This window comes from Kingella bonacorsii (assembly GCF_016623605.1).
Lineage (GTDB): Bacteria > Pseudomonadota > Gammaproteobacteria > Burkholderiales > Neisseriaceae > Kingella_B > Kingella_B oralis.
Genome location: NZ_JAEHNZ010000001.1, coordinates 56,969 through 74,548, shown reverse-complemented (window position 1 = coordinate 74,548; position 17,580 = coordinate 56,969). Strand labels below are relative to the sequence as shown.

Here is a 17,580-nt window from a genome sequence, read left to right as displayed (position 1 = left end):
ACACGGCACTCGTTGTCGCCTTGTCTCATTTTTATTTTAATCAACTATCTGTTCCAACCATTAGGCAGCCTGAAACCTTTGCGAGACTGGCAACAGATGGAGCGTCCGACATTTTGCCAATCAGTAAAGTCTTGTTGAATAGACCGTTTAGCGATGAGCACTCGCCGTTCCATTTTTAGATTTCAGGCTGCCTCTGGGCTTTTGCAAAAGCCTCAGCCTAAAAATGAACAAAGCAAGTTTCGGCAAACTCCAACCCCCTTTGGAAAAACCACCATGAAAAACATCGTAATCCTGATTTCCGGGCGCGGCAGCAATATGCAGGCGATTGTGAACGCGAACATCCCCAACGCCCGCATCGCCGCCGTGTTATCCAACAACCCCGAAGCCGCAGGCTTGGCATGGGCGGCGGAACGCGGCATCGCCACCGCCGCGCTGAACCATAAAGATTTCGCCAGCCGCGCCGATTTTGACCGTGCCATGATGCAACTGATTGACCCGTATGCCCCCGATTTGGTTGTGTTGGCGGGCTTTATGCGAATTTTAACCCCCGAGTTTTGCGCCCATTACGCCAACCGCTGCATCAACATCCACCCCTCGCTGCTGCCCGCGTTCACAGGGCTGCACACGCACCAGCGCGCCTTAGACGAAGGCTGCCGCGTTTCAGGCTGCACCATCCATTTTGTAACCGAAGTATTGGACAACGGCGCGATTATCGCGCAAGGCGTGGTGCCCATTCTGGACGGCGACACGGCAGACAGCATCGCCGCGCGGGTGCTGCAAGTGGAACACCAACTCTTGCCGCAAGCGGTGGCAGATTTCGTTTCAGGCAGCCTGAAAATCGTCGGCAAGCGAGTGGAGCGCAGCGCGCCCCGCGCCGATGTCGCCGCGCAACTGTTGGCATAAGGAGCAAACATGAAACGCCTCGCCCTACTCGCCCTACTCGCCGCCCCCGTATTGCACGCCGAAATTCCACAATCCGCCCACGCCCAATACAAAGCCAGCCTCGGCATCCCCGCCACGCTGTCGTTTGAACGCGAGGGCGAGCAGTATCGCATCGTCGCCAAAATCAACGTGCCGTTGTATAAAATGCGCTTTGAAAGCGGCGGCACGATAGACGGCGAGCAGCTCAAACCCAGCTACTACCGCGACATCCGCAACGGCAAGGAATACGCTTCCGCCCAGTTTTCAAGCAGCCGCGTGCGACTGGGCAAAAAAGACAGCAAGCACACCGAAACCGCCCAAGGCACAGTGATGGATTTGTTTTCGCTCACATGGCAACTGGCGTTTAGCAACGGCAAACTGCCCATGCCACTGGTGATTACCAACGGCAAAAAACTCTATCCCATCAACCGTCTAACGCCCAGCAGCAGCAAAAGCATGACCATAGGCAGCCTGAAAACGCGCACCCAAGCCTACACTCTGCGCCATGACAACGACCAAATATTCCTCGCCCTTGCCAGCGACTTGGGCAACGTGCCCGCGCTGATTCGCTACAACGTGGGCGGCAAAAAATACAGCCTCACGCTCAAAGCCGTGGAAATGGACGGGCAGCCCGCGCCAGCGCAATAGGCAGCCTGAAACAACAAATTCACCATTATTCAACACGTTACAAACCACAAAGGAACACCATGCAAAGCCTCTACCTCCCCATCAAATATGCCCACCTGATTTTTGTTACCACCACCATTGTCTTGTTTAACCTGCGCTTTTGGCTGCGCACCATGCAGCCTGAAAAACCGCTGCCCGTTATCCTGCGCGTGCTGCCGCACATCAACGACTCCATGCTGTTGTTTACCGGCATGCTGATGATGCAGATTGTGCCGTGGCAGCCGTTTGGCGCAAGCAAATGGCTGGGCGTGAAACTGCTGCTGGTGCTCACCTATATTTTTGTGGGCGCGTTTTGCCTGCGCGCCACGCCCCGCAGCGGCAAATGGTTCGGGCTCTATGGCGCGGGGATGTTGATTGTGCTGACGATTATTTATTTGGCGCATTGGAAGCCGTTGTGAAGCCGTTGCAACCGGCGGCAGCCTGAAAATGGAAAAACGGCAGATAGAACGAAATAGAAGCTGAAAACTTTACAAGGCTATCGGTAAAAAATCACCGTATCGTTTGCACAACGCGGTGATTTCTAACATCTAGATGCCATGCCACAAACGCAAAAAAACCGCTGGCGAACCAGCGGTTTTTTGTAAGCGCACCCGACTGGGATCGAACCAGCGACCTTCGGCTTCGGAAACCGACACTCTTCCAACTGAGCTACGGGTACAAGAAAGTGCGCAAGGATACCCGAAAATCCGCCTTTGCGCAAAAAAATCTCTGCTATTTTGACTTGGAAACCCAGCCGCAAATTCAGTATAATCACGCAAAATCATGTTAAGTTAAATTAACACCCACTTTGAACACAAACCCCTAATGGCGAGAAATATCCCATGAATTCAAAAAACAAAACCCAAGGCTCAGCCTTGTTTACACTGGTTAGCGGCATCGTAATTGTGGTTGCTGTTGTTGTATTGTTAATCAAATTGGCAAGCAGCGGCTCTTACGCCGATGTGGATGCCACCACCAAAGAGGCAACAGAAACGCGCATTATGCCTGCCGGGCAGCTGGTGGTGGGTGCGCCCAAAGACATTGCCCCTGCGCCTGCTGCCACTCCTGCGGCAAGCAGTGATGCTTCTGCGCCTGCTTCCGATGCAGCCGGTGCCTCTGCGCCTGCGGCATCAGGTGGTGGGGGCGATGCCCAAGCGGCTCGCGGCGCGGAAATTTTTAATCAAACCTGCAAAGCCTGCCACGGCGCAACTTCGCCTATCCCCGGCGCGCCCAAAGTAACCAAAAACGAAGACTGGGCACCGCGCATCAAACAAGGCGAAGAGACTTTGGTGCAACACGCCATCAATGGCTTTAATGCCATGCCGCCCAAAGGGGGCAACACCGCGTTGAGCGATGACGACATCAAAGCAACGGTGCATTACATGGTGAAACAATCGGGCGGCTGACCGCACGCGCAACCATAACCGCATGGGCATACGTTTCATGCGGTTTTTCGTTTTCAGGCTGCCTAAGAACCCCTATTCACAAGCATCATAGTCATTTTTTATCCCTTTTGGCACGACTACGGCGTTGAGCTTCTGCGCCAATAGTCTCGCCATTGGCTTGAAACTCGCCTTGTATCCGCACCAAAATGAATAAAAAATTCGGCTATGCTGCTTATGAACATGGGTTCTAATTCCGCTATAATCGCGCCTCACACACAAACAAGGAAACAACCATGCCCAAAATAACCGTTTTGCCCCATGCCGAGCTTTGCCCGGAGGGAAAAATCATTGAAACCGCGCCCTCTGGCGAAACCATTTGCGATGTGCTGTTGGATAACGGCATTGAGATTGACCATGCTTGCGAAAAATCTTGCGCCTGCACCACTTGCCATGTGATTGTGCGGCAGGGGTTTGACAGCCTGCCCGAGCCGAGCGAGATTGAGGAAGACTTGCTTGACCAAGCATGGGGCTTGGAGGCGGAATCGCGGTTGAGTTGCCAAGCGAAGGTGTGCAATGAGGATTTGGTGGTGGAAATCCCGAAATACACGATTAACCATGCGCGTGAGGAGCATTGACTACAAAAAGGCAGCCTGAAATGGGCTGCTTTAATGTTTTCAGGCTGCCTAAAATGTTCCAATGAGCATCTTAGGCAGCCTGAAAAGCTGTGTATCGCGGTTTACCAATTAGTGCGCGTGTTTGGCTTCGCCTGCGCCGTGGTCATGCGCGGGCATTGCGCCTACTTGCATGGGTTTCACGGTTACGGTGATTTTTTGCGGTTTGGCGTTTTTGAATTTGAGATTTAGGTCAAATTTATCGCCTTCTTGCAGCGGTTTTTTCAAACCGAAGAACATGATGTGGTAGCTGCCGCGTTTGAGTTCTTGGGTTTGACCGGCTGGCAAGGGGATGCCGCCTTTGACTTCGCGCATACGCATCACGCCGTTGTCGTTCACATGGGTGTGCAGTTCGATTTTGTCGGCAAATTGTTTGCTGGCGGTTGCGCCGATAAGTTTGTCGTCTTTTTTCTCGGTGTTGGTTAGGCTAACGAATGCGCCACCTTGGGTCATGCCTTGAACGGTGGGGTATGCGTAGGCTTCGCCTGCTTCAATGCCGTGGGCGAATGCGGTTGAACACAATAATGCTGTGGCAAGAGTTAATACGGTTTTTTTCATGGTTTTGAATCCTTTGAAAACGGTTTTCAGGCTGCCGATTATGAGACAAGGGCAGGCGTTTGGCGAATTTGCCAAAGCGGGAGCGATTATAGTCTGATTACACTATAACGGCAATTTAAATTCCTAAATTCAGTTGCTTACTTGGGGTTACAGGTTTTCAGGCTGCCCTATTCCGCTTCGTGCTGATACGCGCGTTGCACGGGGCGCACGGCATCGGCGCGAGCTTCGTCAATTTTGATGGGGATTTGCTGGGGCTGGTGGGCGTATTGTCGGGCGATTGCGCCTGTGTCCACGCTTTGCGCGGCAGCAAGCAGGGCAAGGCAATGGGCGCGCTGCGGATAATCGGCTTCGGCTTTGCCCAGCCTGCCCTGCCGGTCGCATTGGCACACGTTTAAGGCAGCCTGAAAACGCTCGCCGCGGCGGAAGGCATCCGTTTTTTTCAGCAGATGGATGATTTTGTCCGCGCTTTTGATGCTGCCGATGTTGTGGAGTTGGATGTGATATGCGCACACCAATTCCGCCAGCTCGGCGCATTGCTTGGGCACACGCCAGCGTTGGTTGATTTGGCGGATGGGGGCGATGCCGCGCATATCGTGTCCGATGTGTTTGGGCAGGATGTCGGCGGGGGTGAGGGCTTTGCCGACATCGTGCAGCAGCGCGGCGTAGCGTTCGGGCAGGGTTAAGCCGAGCGCGGCGGCGCGTTGCAACACCAGCAGCGTGTGTTCGCCCGTGTCGATTTCGGGATGGTAGTCGGCGCGTTGCGGCACGCCAAACAGCGTGTTCACTTCGGGCAGCAGAATGGCGAGCGCGCCGCAATCGCGCAAGATTTCTATCATGCGGCGCGGTTGGTTTTCCATCAAGCCTTTGGCTAATTCTTGCCACACACGCTCGGCAACTAGCGCGTCTGCTTCGCCCGCCGCCACCATGTCGCGCATCAGCTGCATGGTTTCGGGCGCAACGGCAAAACCGTATCGCGCGGCAAAACGGGCGGTGCGCAAGATGCGCACGGGGTCTTCGGCAAAGGCGGGCGAAACGTGGCGCAGGATTTTGTGTTGCAAATCGTGTTGCCCGCCAAACGGGTCGATGAGGCAGCCTGAAACGTCTTGCGCCATCGCGTTGATGGTTAAATCGCGGCGCAGCAGGTCTTGTTCCAGCGTGATGCTTTTGTCGGCATAAAAGGCGAAGCCTGCGTAGCCCTTGGCGGTTTTGCGCTCAGTGCGGGCAAGGGCGTATTCTTCGCGGGTTACGGGATGCAAAAACACGGGGAAATCTTTGCCCACGGGCTGATAGCCTTGCCGCAGCAGTTCATCGGCATCCGCGCCCACCACCACCCAATCGCGGTCTTTAACGGGCAAACCAAGCAGTTGATCGCGCACCGCGCCGCCAACCAAATAAATTTGCATCAAATTACTCCCAAAAAAGTTTCAGGCTGCATGATAAGGCAGCCTGAAAATCAGCATAAGCATTTGCCAACGCTTGTTCGGTTTTTGTTTACATGATTTTCAGGCTGCCTTTTGTTGCATCCCAAGGCAGCCTGAAAACGCAGATTAAGGCTTGCGGTATTTCGTTAAATACGCCACGGTTAAAATCCCAAACCATATCGGCATATACAACAAGCCTTGCAGCGTATCGTCATCGCGCGAAAACAGATACAGCGCGAACACCAAAAACGCCAGGCAAACCCACGCCATCACCACGCCGCCCGGCATTTTGTAAATGGAAGCCTTGTGCAGTTCGGGGCGCATTTTGCGGTATTTGATGTAAGAGAGCAGAATCATAATCCACACAAAAATAAAGCCGATGCTGGAAATGGTGGTAACCACCGTGAAAATTTCCATGATGCTGCCCTCTTGGTACAGCAAAATCGGGCCCAAACACAAAAACGCGCAGGAGAACAGCAACGCAGGCGCAGGCACGCCGTTGATGTTCAATTTGCCAAAAATGCGCGGCGCAACGTTGTTTCTGGACAAGCCAAACAGCATCCGCCCTGTGGAGAACATCCCGCCGTTGGCAGAGGACAACGCAGAAGCCAGCACCACCAAGTTAATCAGGCTGGCGGCAATCGGGATACCAATCATGGTAAACATGTTCACAAACGGGCTTACTTTGGGGTTAACCACATCCCACGGCGTAACCGTCATAATCACCGCCAAAGCCAGCACATAAAACACAATCACGCGGATGGGAATGCGGTTAATCGCCGCAGGCAGATTGGTGTAAGGGTCTTTGGTTTCCGCCGCCGCCGTGCCCACCAGTTCAATCCCCAAAAACGCGAAAAACGCAATTTGAAACGCCGAGAAAAAGCCGCTGATACCGTTGGGGAAAAATCCGCCGGGGCGCGCCCACAAATGGCTCAACGAAGCCTTCTCGCCCGAAACGGGATCAACAAAGCCGATTAAAATCAAATACGCGCCGGTTAAAACCAAACCGATGATGGCGATGATTTTGGTTAAGGCAAACCAAAACTCCATTTCGCCAAACAGTTTCACGGTCAGCATGTTCATGCTCGCCATCACGATGACGCAAAACAGCCCCGGCAGCCAAAGCGGGATGTCGGGCCACCAAAACTGCATATAACCCGTGATGCCGACAATATCGGCAATGCCGATTACCACCCAGCAAAACCAATACGTCCAGCCCACGAAAAAACCTGCGCCGGAACCCAAAATATCGTGGGTGAAATCGGTGAACGACTTGTATTCCAAGTTAGACAACAGCAATTCGCCCATCGCGCGCATGATGAAAAACATGAAAAAGCCAATCAGGATATAAGTCAGCAGCACCGACGGTCCCGCCAAGTGAATGGTTTTGCCCGAGCCCATGAATAAGCCCGTACCAATGGCGCCGCCAATGGCAATCAGCTGCAAATGGCGGTTTTGCAGATTGCGTTGTAAGCCATCGTTTTGTTTGTTGTGGTGTTGCGTTTGCATGATGGTTGCTCTTTATTAGTGTGTGTTGCAAACCGTTCCGGCCTTTTCAGGCTGCCGAACTTTGCTTACAACGGGTTGAAACAAAAAACACAGCCGTTACGCCGTGCCATAAACGATATAATTAACCGCAATATAACCGATGCCAAAGCAAGTAAGCAAGCGTTTGGCATAAAAAAATTAACATAGATTAACAAAAGGCAGCCTGAAAACGGATAAGCCGTTTCAGGCTGCCCATGCCGACAGCGCGCCGCTACGCCAACCCTTGCTGCAACACGCGCATGTTCGCCGCAATTACGCGCTTGGATTTCGCAATCAAATCAAACCGCTCAGGCTCGTCAATCCAAATTTTAATCAAGCCCACCAAGCTGCTTTCCAAATAAATCGCCGCCAGTTCGATATCCGTGTTTTCAGGCAGCCTGCCCTGCTCGCGGCTCAATTGCAGCGCGTAAGCAATCTGCTTTTGGAACAGGCGGTGATAGCGGCACGCCAGTTCGGTAATCGTTTCATTGCCGGCAGTTTGCTCGCATTTTGAAAACATCACATTGCAAAATTTGTGTTTGGATTCTCTGGTTGCCAAGGTTTCAAACATGGTGGTTAGATTGTGTTGCAGATGCGTCCATACGTCTTGGTTGTCGCGCAGGGTTTGGTCGTTAAACGCGGCAAAAAAATCCGCATATTGCTGTTCAAACAGCGTTTCAAACAAATCTTCCTTGTTTTTGAAATGCCAATACAACGCGCCGCGCGTAACGCCCGCCTCTTGGGCAATCGCCTGCAACGAAGCGCGGGTTACGCCGTCGCGCCAAAAAACTTCTAATGCCGCATCCAGCAAATGCTGGTGTGTTTTTTGCGCTTCGGTTTTGGTTTTTCGCATTCGGTTGCTCCCTATGGCTTGTTTTTAAAAATTTTAATCAACATTCATCAATATATGTATAATACCGCGTTTTATCCATCCTTAAAAGGCAGCCTGAAAACCATTGCGTTTTTTCAGGCAGCCTGAAAATGTTTCAATCATCAGTCAAACAGGAAAACAAAGTTATGACCATACAACCTTGGCGTATCGCCGTGTTAGCAGCGGCTACATCGTTGGCTCTTGCGGCGTGTGGCGGCAAAGACGGCGCAAGCGCGCAGCAGCAAGGCGCAGGCGCAAAACAGCAAATGCCCGCCCCCACCGTGAGCGTGCTGACGGTTCATCCAGAAAACGTATTGCTGGAAACGGATTTGCCCGGCCGCTTGGAAGCCGTGCGTTCTGCGCCGATTATTCCGCAAGTTTCGGGCATCGTGAAACGCCGCCTGTTCCAAGAGGGCGACGCGGTTCGCGCGGGGCAGCCTTTGTATCAACTGGATGATGCCAGCTACGTTGCCAACCTAGAAAGCGCGCGCGCCAGCCTTGCCAACGCACAAGCCGCGCTCGCCAAAGCCAACGCCGATGTGTCGCGCTATCAACCTTTGGTGGCTGCCGATGCCATCAGCAAACAAGAATGGGATGCCGCCCTTGCCGCGCAACGCTCCGCCCAAGCGCAAGTAAAATCCGCCAACGCCGCGATTAAAGCCGCGCAAGTGAACGTGAACCACGCGCACATCACCGCACCAATTTCAGGCGTAATCGGGCAATCGCTGGTAACCGAGGGCGCGTTGGTAAACGCCAACAGCACACAAATGGCGTTGATTACCGAAAACGACAATCTATATGTCAATATCAAACAATCTGCCAGCGATATGCTGAAACTGCGCAAACAGCTTGCCTCGGGCGACCGCGTGGCAAACGAAAGCGTGGAAGCTAGCGTGATACTGGAAGACGGCAGCGAATATCCGCACAAAGCGCGTTTGCTGTTTGCCGATTCAACGGTGGACGAAAGCACAGGGCAATTCACCATCCGCGCCATCGTGCCCAACCCCGAACACATTTTGATGAACGGCTTATACGTTCGCGTGAAATTGCCGCTGGCGGGCGTAACCAACGCTTTTGTCGTGCCGCAACAAGCCGTTACGCGCGGTCAAACGGATACTGTGATGGTGGTAAACGCGCAAGGCGGTATGGAGCCGCGCGTGGTAAAAATCACAGGGCAAAAAGGCACCAACTGGGTGATTAGCGAAGGCTTGAAAGCAGGCGACAAAGTGATTGTGGACGGCACCATGATTGCAGGGCAAATGATTGCGCGAACCGGCGCAAACAAGGTGCAAACCAAAGAATGGCAGCCTGAAAACGCATCTGCGCCGCAAGCAGCCGCATCGGGCGCAAATTCTGCCACCCCAACGCCTGCCGCCGCATCGGCAGAAAAAGCCGCCGCATCCGAAATTCAGGCAGCCTCTGCCGCCAAATAAGGAATAAAACATGGCTAAGTTTTTTATTGACAGACCGATTTTCGCGTGGGTGATTGCGATTTTCATCATGATTGCGGGGGTCATCGGCATTCGCAATCTGCCCATTTCGCAATATCCGTCCGTTGCCGCGCCCAATATCACGCTCACCGCCACCTACCCCGGCGCATCGGCAAAAGTGATGGAAGACAGCGTATTGGCGGTGATTGAGCGCAATATGTACGGCGTGGAAGGCTTGGATTACATGACCACTTCCGCCGATTCCAGCGGCAGGGGCAGCGTAACGCTCACGTTCACGCCCGAAACCAACGAAGACTTGGCGCAGATGAACGTGCAAAACAAGCTCTCGGAAGTAACCGCCTTGCTGCCTTCCACCGTGCAACAAAACGGGATTACCGTATCCAAAGCACGCTCCAACTTCCTGATGGTGGTGTTCCTGCAATCGGAAACCAAATCGTCCGAAGAGCTGCTGGACTATGCGCAACGCAACGTTGTACCCGAGCTGCAACGCATTGAAGGCGTGGGCAATGTGCGCTTGTTTGGTGCACAACGCGCCATGCGCGTGTGGGTGGACCCTGCCAAGCTGAAAAATTACAACATTTCCTTCGCCGATGTAACCGCCGCCATTTCCGCGCAAAACGCGCAGTTATCGGTGGGCGCATTGGGCGATTTGCCCAGCAGCCAAGGGCAGCAAATCACCGCCACCATCAGCGCGGAAGGGCAAATGAAAACCGCCGAAGAATTTGGCAATATTTTGCTGCGCAGCGACACCAACGGTGCCAACGTTTATTTGAAAGACGTGGCAGAAATTGGCTTAGGTAGCCAATCTTATAATACGTCTTCTTATTTGAACGGCAAAAAAACCGCAGGTATGGCGGTTTCGCTGTCTAACACAGGTAACGCCTTGGCAGCCGCAACGGCAATTAAAGCCAAAATGAACGAGCTGCAAAACTTCTTCCCGCAAGGCGTAACATGGTCAGCACCCTACGACACCTCCACTTTCGTATCTTTGTCTATTGAAAAAGTGATTCACACACTGGTGGAAGCGATTGTGCTGGTGTTTATCGTGATGTTTATCTTCCTGCAAAACTTCCGATACACGCTGATTCCCACCATTGTTGTGCCGATTTCCCTGCTGGGCGCGTTTGCCGCGATTTCATATCTGGGCATGTCAATCAACGTGATGACCATGTTTGCCATGGTGTTGGTGATCGGTATTGTGGTGGACGATGCGATTGTGGTGGTGGAAAACGTGGAACGGATTATGGCGGAAGAAGGGTTAAGCCCAAAACAAGCCACCAAAAAAGCGATGACGCAAATTTCAGGCGCGGTGGTCGGCATTACCGCCGTGTTGGTTTCGGTATTTGTGCCGCTGTCGCTATTAAGCGGCGCAGCGGGCAATATTTACCGCCAATTCTCGCTCACGATGGTATTTGCGATTGGTTTCTCCGCCTTCTTGGCGTTAACGCTGACTCCCGCCTTGTGCGCCACCATGCTCAAACCGATTCCCAAAGGGCATAACCACACCAAAAAAGGCTTTTTTGGTTGGTTTAACCGCGTGTTTAACGCAGGCACGCGCACTTATTCGGGCTGGATTGGCAAAACCTTGCGCAAAGCAGGTGTGATGTTTGTGATTTACTTGGCGTTGGGCGCGGGCGCATTCGTGTTGATTAGCCGTTTGCCCAGCTCGTTCATCCCCAGCGAAGACCAAGGCTTCATCATGACCACCGTGCAGCTGCCTTCCGGCGCAACCGCCGAGCGCACGGAAAAAACTTTGTCAACGCTGAACCAAGTGGCGCATTCTATGCCCGAAGTCCAAGATGTGATTACCGTGTCTGGATTTAGCTTTACAGGCAGCGGTCAAAACATGGGTATGGGCTTTATCATGCTCAAAGACTGGAGCGAGCGCACCCAAGCGGGCAGCGATGCCACTTCTGTGGCAGGCAAAATCACCGGCGCGATGATGAGCGGTGCCATCCAAGACGGTTTCGCGCTGGCGTTGAACCCGCCGCCAATTATGGAATTGGGTAACGACTCGGGTTTCAGCTTCTATTTGCAAGCGCGTGGCACATACAACCACGAAGAATTGGTTGCCCGCCGCGATGAGTTAATCCAAAAAATGCGCCAAAACCCTGCCATGTTTGACCCATCAAACGTGCGTGCCAGCGGCTTGGACGATGCGCCGCAATTAAAAATTGAAATCGACCGCATGAAAGCGGCATCCAACGGCGTAAGTTTCGCCAGCATCCGCAGCGTGCTGGGCACGGCGTTGAGTTCCACTTATGTCAACGACTTCCCCAACGACGGGCGTTTGCAGCGGGTGATTGTGCAAGCCACCGCCCAATCGCGGATGCAGCCTGAAGACATCTTGGCTTTAACCGTGCCCGCGGGCAACGGCACGCTGATTCCGCTTTCCTCTTTTGCCACCGCAAAATGGGAAAAAGGCATGGAGCAAAGCGAACGCTTTAACGGCTATCCTGCCATGCAAATCACAGGCGCGCCCGCTGCCGGCAAATCAACCGGCGAAGCGATGGCGGAAGTGAAAAAAATGGTGGACAACTTGGAAGGCAATTACAGCTTGGAATGGGCAGGTCAATCCCGCGAGGAAGCCAAAGGCACATCGCAGCAAAACATGATTTATTTGCTGGCTCTGATTGCCGTATTCTTGGTATTGGCAGCGTTGTATGAAAGCTGGGCTATTCCGTTTTCAGTGGGTATGGTTGCACCGCTGGGGATGTTGGGCGTGGCTGTGGGCGCGTTAATCCGTAGTTACAGCAACGACGTGTATTTCACCGTGGGCATGGTTACGGTAATGGGTTTGAGCGCGAAAAACGCCATTCTGATTATTGAGTTTGCCCAAGACTTGCACAACGCGGGCAAATCCATTGCCGAATCGGCATTACGCGCCGCCAAATTGCGTTTCCGCCCCATTTTGATGACTTCGTTTGCGTTTATCTTGGGCATTGTGCCGATGTATATCGCCACGGGCGCATCATCAGCCAGCCAACGCGCGATTGGCACGGCAGTGTTCTGGGGTATGCTGGTGGGCACATTCCTATCGGTGTTCCTTGTGCCGATGTTCTATATCATCGTGAACCTTGTTGTCCGCTTCTTTACAGGCGGCAAGCAACCGCCCGTTCAAGGAGAGTTGGATCTGTTTGACGATGAAGAAGACATGGATGCCCAAGCGTTTAGCAAGCATTAACGGTTTTCAGGCTGCCTCAAAATGCAATACCATAGGCAGCCTGAAAATCATCTATGGAAGGAAAATTATGAAACCTGTTTTAAATCATTCATTGACTGCGGTTGCCCTAAGCATTGCCCTATCGGCGTGCAACCTTGCGCCCAAATACGAAAAACCCAATGTTGAACTGCCGTCCGACACCTTCAAATACGATGCGCAGCGCAACGGCGAACAAGCCTTTCAGGCTGCCTCACTGGGCTGGCAAGACTATTTTGCCGACCCGCGCCTGCACGCGCTGATTGAAATCGCCCTGAAAAACAACACCGATTTGCGCACCGCCAATTTGAACGTGGAGCAAGTCCGCGCCCAATACGCGATTACCCGCTCATCGCAGTTCCCGAGCCTCGGGGCAAACGGTGGCGCAAGCCGCAGCCGCGGCGACGTGGAAAGCTACAACGCAGGCTTGGGCATTTCCGCGTTTGAGCTGGATTTGTGGGGGCGCGTGCGCAACAGCAGCCAAGCCGCGCTGCAACAATATTTCAGCACCGCCGCCAGCCGTGATGCCACGCATCTGAGCCTGATTGCCAGCGTTGCCAAAGCGTATTTCAACGAGCAATACGCCACCGCCGCAATGGCGTTATCCGAAAAAACTTTGGCGAGCTACCAAAAAACCTACGATTTGGCGAAAGTGCGCCACAAAGCAGGCGTGATTTCCGCGCTGGATTTGCGTTCGCAAGAAGCGATGATTGAAAACGCCAAAGCCAGCTACGCCGCCGCCGTGCGCGCCCGCGAGCAAGCGCGCAACGCTTTGGAATTGCTGATTAGCCAAAAAATCCCCGACGATTTGCCCGCGCCTTTGGCGTTGAGCAAGCAGTTTAAAATCCGAAACTTGCCCGCAGGCTTGCCATCCGACTTGCTGCTCAACCGCCCCGACATCATCGCGGCAGAGCACACGCTTAAAGCCGCCAATGCCAATATCGGCGTGGCACGCGCCGCGTTCTTCCCAACCATCAGCCTCACCAGCACTTTGGGCTTTGGCAGCAGCCAGTTGAGCAATTTATTTAACTCGTCCAATAAAACATGGTCTTACGGCGGCAATCTGTCGCTGCCCATTTTTGACTGGGGGCAACGCCGCAACCAGTTGAAAGTGAGCAAAATTGAGCAGGAAAAAGCCGTAGTCGCCTACGAAGCCACCGTTGAAGGCGCGTTCCGCGACGTGGCCGATGCGCTGGTTGCCCGCGCCGCCATGAACACGCAATACGATTCCAACCTGGCGCAACAAAAAGCCTACAACGAACGCCTGCGCTTAACCACCCTGCGCTACAAACACGGCGTTTCCAGCGCATTGGATTTGCTGGACGCGCAACGCAGCAGCTATTCGGCAGACACTTCCGTGTTGTCCACCCAGCTGAGCCTGCTGGAAAACTTGGCGGATTTGTATAAAGCCTTGGGCGGCGGCTTGAAACGCTATTCCAGCGACGACGCCGCCACACAGCAGGAAATCAAGGCGGCAAAAACCGCCGTGCAAACAAGCAAACAGGCAACCGCCCAATAACCTTGCGAACCAAAAGGCAGCCTGAAAACGGGTTTGATGTTTTCAGGCTGCCTATTTTGTGTGGCGACATGGCTGTTGCGTTGTCTTGTTGTGCTGCAGGTTGAATAGCTGAAACCGATGTTTGGCGTTGCTTATATTCATTACTACGGCAGCCTGAAAAGCGATTGAACGCAGCCATCCATTCGTTAAACAAACATCAGCCCGCTCCATAAGTAAGGCAGCCTGAAACACAGCCCAACACAACTCATCTTCCATACATAGGCAGCCTGAAACATCAACCCCCTTTTCAGGCTGCCCCACCCTACTCCCTTGGCAATAGCCGAGTTCGCAGCGCGGTTGGCCGGTTCCGCGGATGATTGATTGGGCGTTGGAGCAGGCGCACCTGTTCGGGCTGGCCGGGCACGGCATAAGTGCTGACAACGCCAATAACGTGCGCCAACGCAAAGCAGCCTGCACCCTAATGACAAGCAGCAGCATCACAACAAGGATAATGCCAAGGGGGTTGGTCAGGCGGGCGGGCATATTGGGCATGGTGCTCATGAAATATTGCAGGCTGCCCGATAATACACGAATCTATCGCTTTCGGGCAGCCTGCATGGGATGTTATTTGTTATTTATAGTACAACCGCACATAGTCAATCTGCGTGGTCTGCATCGGGAACGGCTCTTGGATCGACGGAGGATCCAGATTGTCTTCCCATTCCACATAATCGTTCAAAACGAAATGCCATTTGTCGTTGCGGAGCACTTGTTCGACCAAATCAGGGTCGATTTGCAGTTTGGTGTAGTCCTCGTCGGGCATGGTAGAAACGTATGTACCGTCCGGCGTGAAACTGCGATAGTCGGTCACATCGACCGTGCTGGAATCGTTCACGCGGTAATGGTGCACGGGAATCAGCTTGCCGTCCATGTAATAACGGATTTTGGTGCCATCATATTCGATGGCCCAAACATGCCAATCGTGCGTCAGCCAAGTGGAACGGTTGCGGATACGGTTTTCCAAGCGATGCACGAATACGCGCGTGCGCCATTCTTTGCCCGCCGTGCTATAATAGCAGCTGATGCTGGATGCAGGGAAGGCATAATCCGGCATGGCGGAGAACCATTCCAGAATCAGCAGCGAACCATAAGGCGCACTACCGCCGCCAGGGGTTTTGCAGGTGCGGATGCTATCTTCGTTTGTATGTTTGTTCAGCCAAAGCGCAGTGCGCATGCCGCGCAGCCCGTTCCAATTCATTTTGGCGCGGACTTCGGCACGGAACGGGCGGCTTGCATCCACCATGCCGATGGTTTCCAGCCGGCCGCTGGAATATTGGGTGACTTTTCCCGCCGGACACACGCCAGAGGTGGCGTTGCTGTCGTTCAAGGGGTCGCCTTCTTTATCGACGCAGTGGCGGCGCGTGGTCAGTTGGGCATAATCGCCGGCCACGAAAGAGATGTTGTCCGGCAGGTAGGACAGATAACTGTGCAAATGATTGCGGATTTCTTTGCTTTCCCAATCGGCAGGCACGCGCCCTTCCTTGAATTCATAGCATTTCTCGCTTCGCCATTGACCGGATTCATCGGTCGGATGTTCGCAGCCGTTTTCGGAAGGTGCGGGCGTGGGAGCCGGTGTAGGTGCTGGCGCTGGAGACGGCGTCGGTGAAGGGGTGGGTACGGGACTTGGCGCCGGTGTCGGATTAGGCGTCGGCACTGGAGCAGGCGCAGGACTTGGGGCAGGTGCAGGCGTTTGTGCGGAAGTGTATTCTCGTCCTCCGAGTTTCGCATAGTTATTGTTATTGGAAGATGAGCCGGAGGTTGAGTTGGCCGTGGCCAAGCCTTTTGCTGTGCCCAGACCTGATTTTTCGTCTTTATTGCAGCCTGCGGTAAGTGCTGCCAAGCACATCACCACCAATAATTTTCTCGCATACATTCGTTTGAACTTTCTGGCAAAAATTGATTTATCGGCTGAATGAAAACTCAATATCTACACATTCTCATTCAACACAAATGCAAGCATGGCCATACGCGCAAATACGCCGTTTTGTGCTTGTTCAAAGTAATAAGCATGCGGCGTGCCATCTACGTCGGGTGCAATTTTGTCCACGCGCGGCAGGGGGTGCAGCACACGCAGATTGGGTTTGGCATTGGCCAAAGTGGCGGCATGCAGGTTGAATTTGCCTTGGATTTTGGCGAATTCCACGCCATCGAAGCGTTCGCGCTGCACGCGGGTCATATACAGGATATCTGCCCATTCCGCCGCACTTTCCAAATTGGGCAGTATCTGCCATTTTGCGCCGGCTTCGTCCAATTCTTCGGTAATGTATTCGGGCATGGCCAGGCTGGGCGGCGACATAAATGCAAATTCGCAGCCGAAGCGTTTTAAGGCTTGCGCCAGCGAAAACCACTATGCCTAAACTCATTCTCGCCCCCATGCAAGGGCTAACTGATGCCCCCATGCGCGACCTGCTCACCCGCATCGGCGGCTACGACGAATGTGTCAGCGAATTTGTCCGCATCACCCACACCGTCCATTCCCGCGTCACATGGCTGCGCCACGTCCCCGAAATCGCCCGGCAAAACCGCACCCCGTCGGGCATCCCCTGCACCACCCAACTGCTCGGCAGCGATGCCGACATGATGGCAAAAAACGCGCTGGAAGCCGTGCGCCTCGGCGTGCAAACCATAGACCTCAACTTCGGCTGCCCCGCCCCCACCGTCAACAAACACCAAGGCGGCGCCATCCTGCTGCGCGAGCCCGAGCGCATCCGCCAAATCGTGCACGAGCTGCGTTTCAGGCTGCCCGAACACATCAACCTCACCGCTAAAATGCGTTTGGGTTTTGAAAACACCGATTTGGCCGTCGCTAACGCCCAAGCCATCGCCGCAGGCGGCGCCAGCCAAATCACCATCCACGCCCGCACCAAAGTGCAAGGCTACGAACCGCCCGCCCATTGGCATTGGCTCAAAACCATCCGCGAGCGCGTCGCCATCCCCGTCATCGCCAACGGCGACGTGTTCACGCTGGACGACTACCTCGCCATCCGCCAAACCAGCGGCTGCGACGACGTGATGATTGGGCGCGGCGCGGTGATGCGCCCCGATTTGGCGCGCCAAATCAAGCAACACCTGCGCGGCGAGCCCGTTCAGGCTGCCGCATTCAACGCGGAAATCATGGATTGGATACGCCTGTTTTTTGATTTGTGCCTCGCGCACGAGCCGCAAGGCAAATACGCCGTCGCGCGGCTCAAACAATGGCTCGGCATGATGAAAAAAGCCTACCCCGAAGCGGCGCAACTGTTTGCCACCGTGCGCACCTTGCGCGAAGCGAGCGAAATCCAATGCGTGTTGCAGGATTTTCAGGCTGCCTGAACCGCCGCCTATGGCAGCCTGAAACAAAAAACCCAGCGTT

General features: G+C 53.9%; 14 protein-coding genes, 1 tRNA gene and 1 pseudogene. 9 read left to right on the top strand and 7 right to left on the bottom strand.

Going from position 1 to position 17,580, the window contains the following annotated elements:
- Positions 1-273: 273 nt before the first annotated feature.
- The 3 genes from purN to JDW22_RS00380 are packed head-to-tail and all read left to right on the top strand — an operon-like array spanning position 274 to position 2,006.
- Positions 274-903, top strand: a complete 630-nt coding sequence (purN, locus tag JDW22_RS00390) for a phosphoribosylglycinamide formyltransferase (protein ID WP_200520908.1) — start codon at positions 274-276, stop codon at positions 901-903.
- A gap of 9 nt (positions 904-912) precedes the next feature.
- A complete protein-coding gene (locus JDW22_RS00385; protein ID WP_200520907.1) occupies positions 913-1,569 on the top strand; it encodes a DUF3108 domain-containing protein in 657 nt (218 codons plus the stop codon).
- Positions 1,570-1,628: 59 nt separating this feature from the next.
- Positions 1,629-2,006 carry a SirB2 family protein gene (locus JDW22_RS00380; RefSeq protein WP_200520906.1) on the top strand — a complete coding sequence of 126 codons (378 nt, stop codon included), beginning with the start codon at positions 1,629-1,631 and terminating at the stop codon, positions 2,004-2,006.
- A gap of 187 nt (positions 2,007-2,193) precedes the next feature.
- On the opposite strand, the gene JDW22_RS00375 is transcribed toward JDW22_RS00380, so the two are convergent.
- Positions 2,194-2,266: transfer RNA gene (locus tag JDW22_RS00375), tRNA-Arg, on the bottom strand.
- A 163-nt stretch (positions 2,267-2,429) separates the two neighbouring features.
- Here JDW22_RS00375 and JDW22_RS00370 point away from each other — a divergent pair.
- Together JDW22_RS00370 and fdx are read left to right on the top strand one after the other, a co-directional pair.
- Entirely contained in the window at positions 2,430-2,993 is a 564-nt protein-coding gene (locus tag JDW22_RS00370) for a c-type cytochrome (protein WP_200520905.1), read from the top strand.
- A gap of 272 nt (positions 2,994-3,265) precedes the next feature.
- Positions 3,266-3,607 carry an ISC system 2Fe-2S type ferredoxin gene (gene fdx, locus JDW22_RS00365; RefSeq protein ID WP_200520904.1) on the top strand — a complete coding sequence of 114 codons (342 nt, stop codon included), beginning with the start codon at positions 3,266-3,268 and terminating at the stop codon, positions 3,605-3,607.
- A 108-nt stretch (positions 3,608-3,715) separates the two neighbouring features.
- Here the strand turns inward: fdx and JDW22_RS00360 are convergent, their stop codons facing one another.
- The 4 genes from JDW22_RS00360 to mtrR form a co-directional block, all read right to left on the bottom strand.
- The gene (locus JDW22_RS00360; protein WP_200520903.1) at positions 3,716-4,201 is read right to left on the bottom strand and encodes a copper chaperone PCu(A)C; all 486 of its coding nucleotides are present in this window, start codon (positions 4,199-4,201) and stop codon (positions 3,716-3,718) included.
- 167 nt (positions 4,202-4,368) lie between these two features.
- Positions 4,369-5,604: a multifunctional CCA addition/repair protein gene (locus JDW22_RS00355; RefSeq protein ID WP_200520902.1), complete on the bottom strand. Its 1,236-nt coding sequence runs from the start codon at positions 5,602-5,604 to the stop codon at positions 4,369-4,371.
- A gap of 144 nt (positions 5,605-5,748) precedes the next feature.
- Positions 5,749-7,131, bottom strand: coding sequence for an amino acid permease (locus tag JDW22_RS00350; RefSeq protein WP_200520901.1), 1,383 nt, complete (start codon positions 7,129-7,131; stop codon positions 5,749-5,751).
- Between the two features lie 250 nt (positions 7,132-7,381).
- Positions 7,382-8,002 (bottom strand): multidrug efflux system transcriptional repressor MtrR, encoded by a 621-nt coding sequence (gene mtrR, locus JDW22_RS00345; protein ID WP_200520900.1) that lies wholly within the window; start codon positions 8,000-8,002, stop codon positions 7,382-7,384.
- 164 nt (positions 8,003-8,166) lie between these two features.
- On the opposite strand from mtrR, the gene JDW22_RS00340 reads away from it, so the two are divergent.
- From JDW22_RS00340 to JDW22_RS00330, 3 genes are all read left to right on the top strand, one after another.
- On the top strand, positions 8,167-9,453 hold the full coding sequence (locus tag JDW22_RS00340) for an efflux RND transporter periplasmic adaptor subunit (RefSeq protein WP_200520899.1): 1,287 nt from the start codon (positions 8,167-8,169) through the stop codon (positions 9,451-9,453).
- Positions 9,454-9,463: 10 nt separating this feature from the next.
- Complete coding sequence (locus tag JDW22_RS00335) at positions 9,464-12,655, top strand: efflux RND transporter permease subunit (RefSeq protein WP_200520898.1); 3,192 nt, start codon at positions 9,464-9,466, stop codon at positions 12,653-12,655.
- Between the two features lie 67 nt (positions 12,656-12,722).
- Entirely contained in the window at positions 12,723-14,189 is a 1,467-nt protein-coding gene (locus JDW22_RS00330; protein WP_200521917.1) for an efflux transporter outer membrane subunit, read from the top strand.
- Between the two features lie 610 nt (positions 14,190-14,799).
- Here JDW22_RS00330 and JDW22_RS00325 read toward each other — a convergent pair.
- Together JDW22_RS00325 and JDW22_RS00320 are read right to left on the bottom strand one after the other, a co-directional pair.
- A complete protein-coding gene (locus JDW22_RS00325; RefSeq protein ID WP_200520897.1) occupies positions 14,800-16,152 on the bottom strand; it encodes a LamG domain-containing protein in 1,353 nt (450 codons plus the stop codon).
- Positions 16,153-16,155: 3 nt separating this feature from the next.
- Positions 16,156-16,569: pseudogene (locus tag JDW22_RS00320) on the bottom strand (aspartate carbamoyltransferase); the annotation flags it as partial.
- 8 nt (positions 16,570-16,577) lie between these two features.
- On the opposite strand from JDW22_RS00320, the gene JDW22_RS00315 reads away from it, so the two are divergent.
- Positions 16,578-17,540, top strand: a complete 963-nt coding sequence (locus tag JDW22_RS00315; RefSeq protein ID WP_200520895.1) for a tRNA dihydrouridine synthase — start codon at positions 16,578-16,580, stop codon at positions 17,538-17,540.
- Positions 17,541-17,580 lie beyond the last annotated feature (40 nt).

What these genes read in the sequence shown, in the direction of transcription:
- mtrR (WP_200520900.1), bottom strand. Translation starts at nt 8,002, where the DNA reads ATGCGAAAAACCAAAACCGAAGCGCAAAAAACACACCAGCATTTGCTG.
- JDW22_RS00355 (WP_200520902.1), bottom strand. Translation starts at nt 5,604, where the DNA reads ATGCAAATTTATTTGGTTGGCGGCGCGGTGCGCGATCAACTGCTTGGT.
- JDW22_RS00340 (WP_200520899.1), top strand. Translation starts at nt 8,167, where the DNA reads ATGACCATACAACCTTGGCGTATCGCCGTGTTAGCAGCGGCTACATCG.
- JDW22_RS00350 (WP_200520901.1), bottom strand. Translation starts at nt 7,131, where the DNA reads ATGCAAACGCAACACCACAACAAACAAAACGATGGCTTACAACGCAAT.
- JDW22_RS00330 (WP_200521917.1), top strand. Translation starts at nt 12,723, where the DNA reads ATGAAACCTGTTTTAAATCATTCATTGACTGCGGTTGCCCTAAGCATT.
- fdx (WP_200520904.1), top strand. Translation starts at nt 3,266, where the DNA reads ATGCCCAAAATAACCGTTTTGCCCCATGCCGAGCTTTGCCCGGAGGGA.
- JDW22_RS00380 (WP_200520906.1), top strand. Translation starts at nt 1,629, where the DNA reads ATGCAAAGCCTCTACCTCCCCATCAAATATGCCCACCTGATTTTTGTT.
- JDW22_RS00360 (WP_200520903.1), bottom strand. Translation starts at nt 4,201, where the DNA reads ATGAAAAAAACCGTATTAACTCTTGCCACAGCATTATTGTGTTCAACC.
- JDW22_RS00315 (WP_200520895.1), top strand. Translation starts at nt 16,578, where the DNA reads ATGCCTAAACTCATTCTCGCCCCCATGCAAGGGCTAACTGATGCCCCC.
- JDW22_RS00370 (WP_200520905.1), top strand. Translation starts at nt 2,430, where the DNA reads ATGAATTCAAAAAACAAAACCCAAGGCTCAGCCTTGTTTACACTGGTT.
- purN (WP_200520908.1), top strand. Translation starts at nt 274, where the DNA reads ATGAAAAACATCGTAATCCTGATTTCCGGGCGCGGCAGCAATATGCAG.
- JDW22_RS00335 (WP_200520898.1), top strand. Translation starts at nt 9,464, where the DNA reads ATGGCTAAGTTTTTTATTGACAGACCGATTTTCGCGTGGGTGATTGCG.
- JDW22_RS00385 (WP_200520907.1), top strand. Translation starts at nt 913, where the DNA reads ATGAAACGCCTCGCCCTACTCGCCCTACTCGCCGCCCCCGTATTGCAC.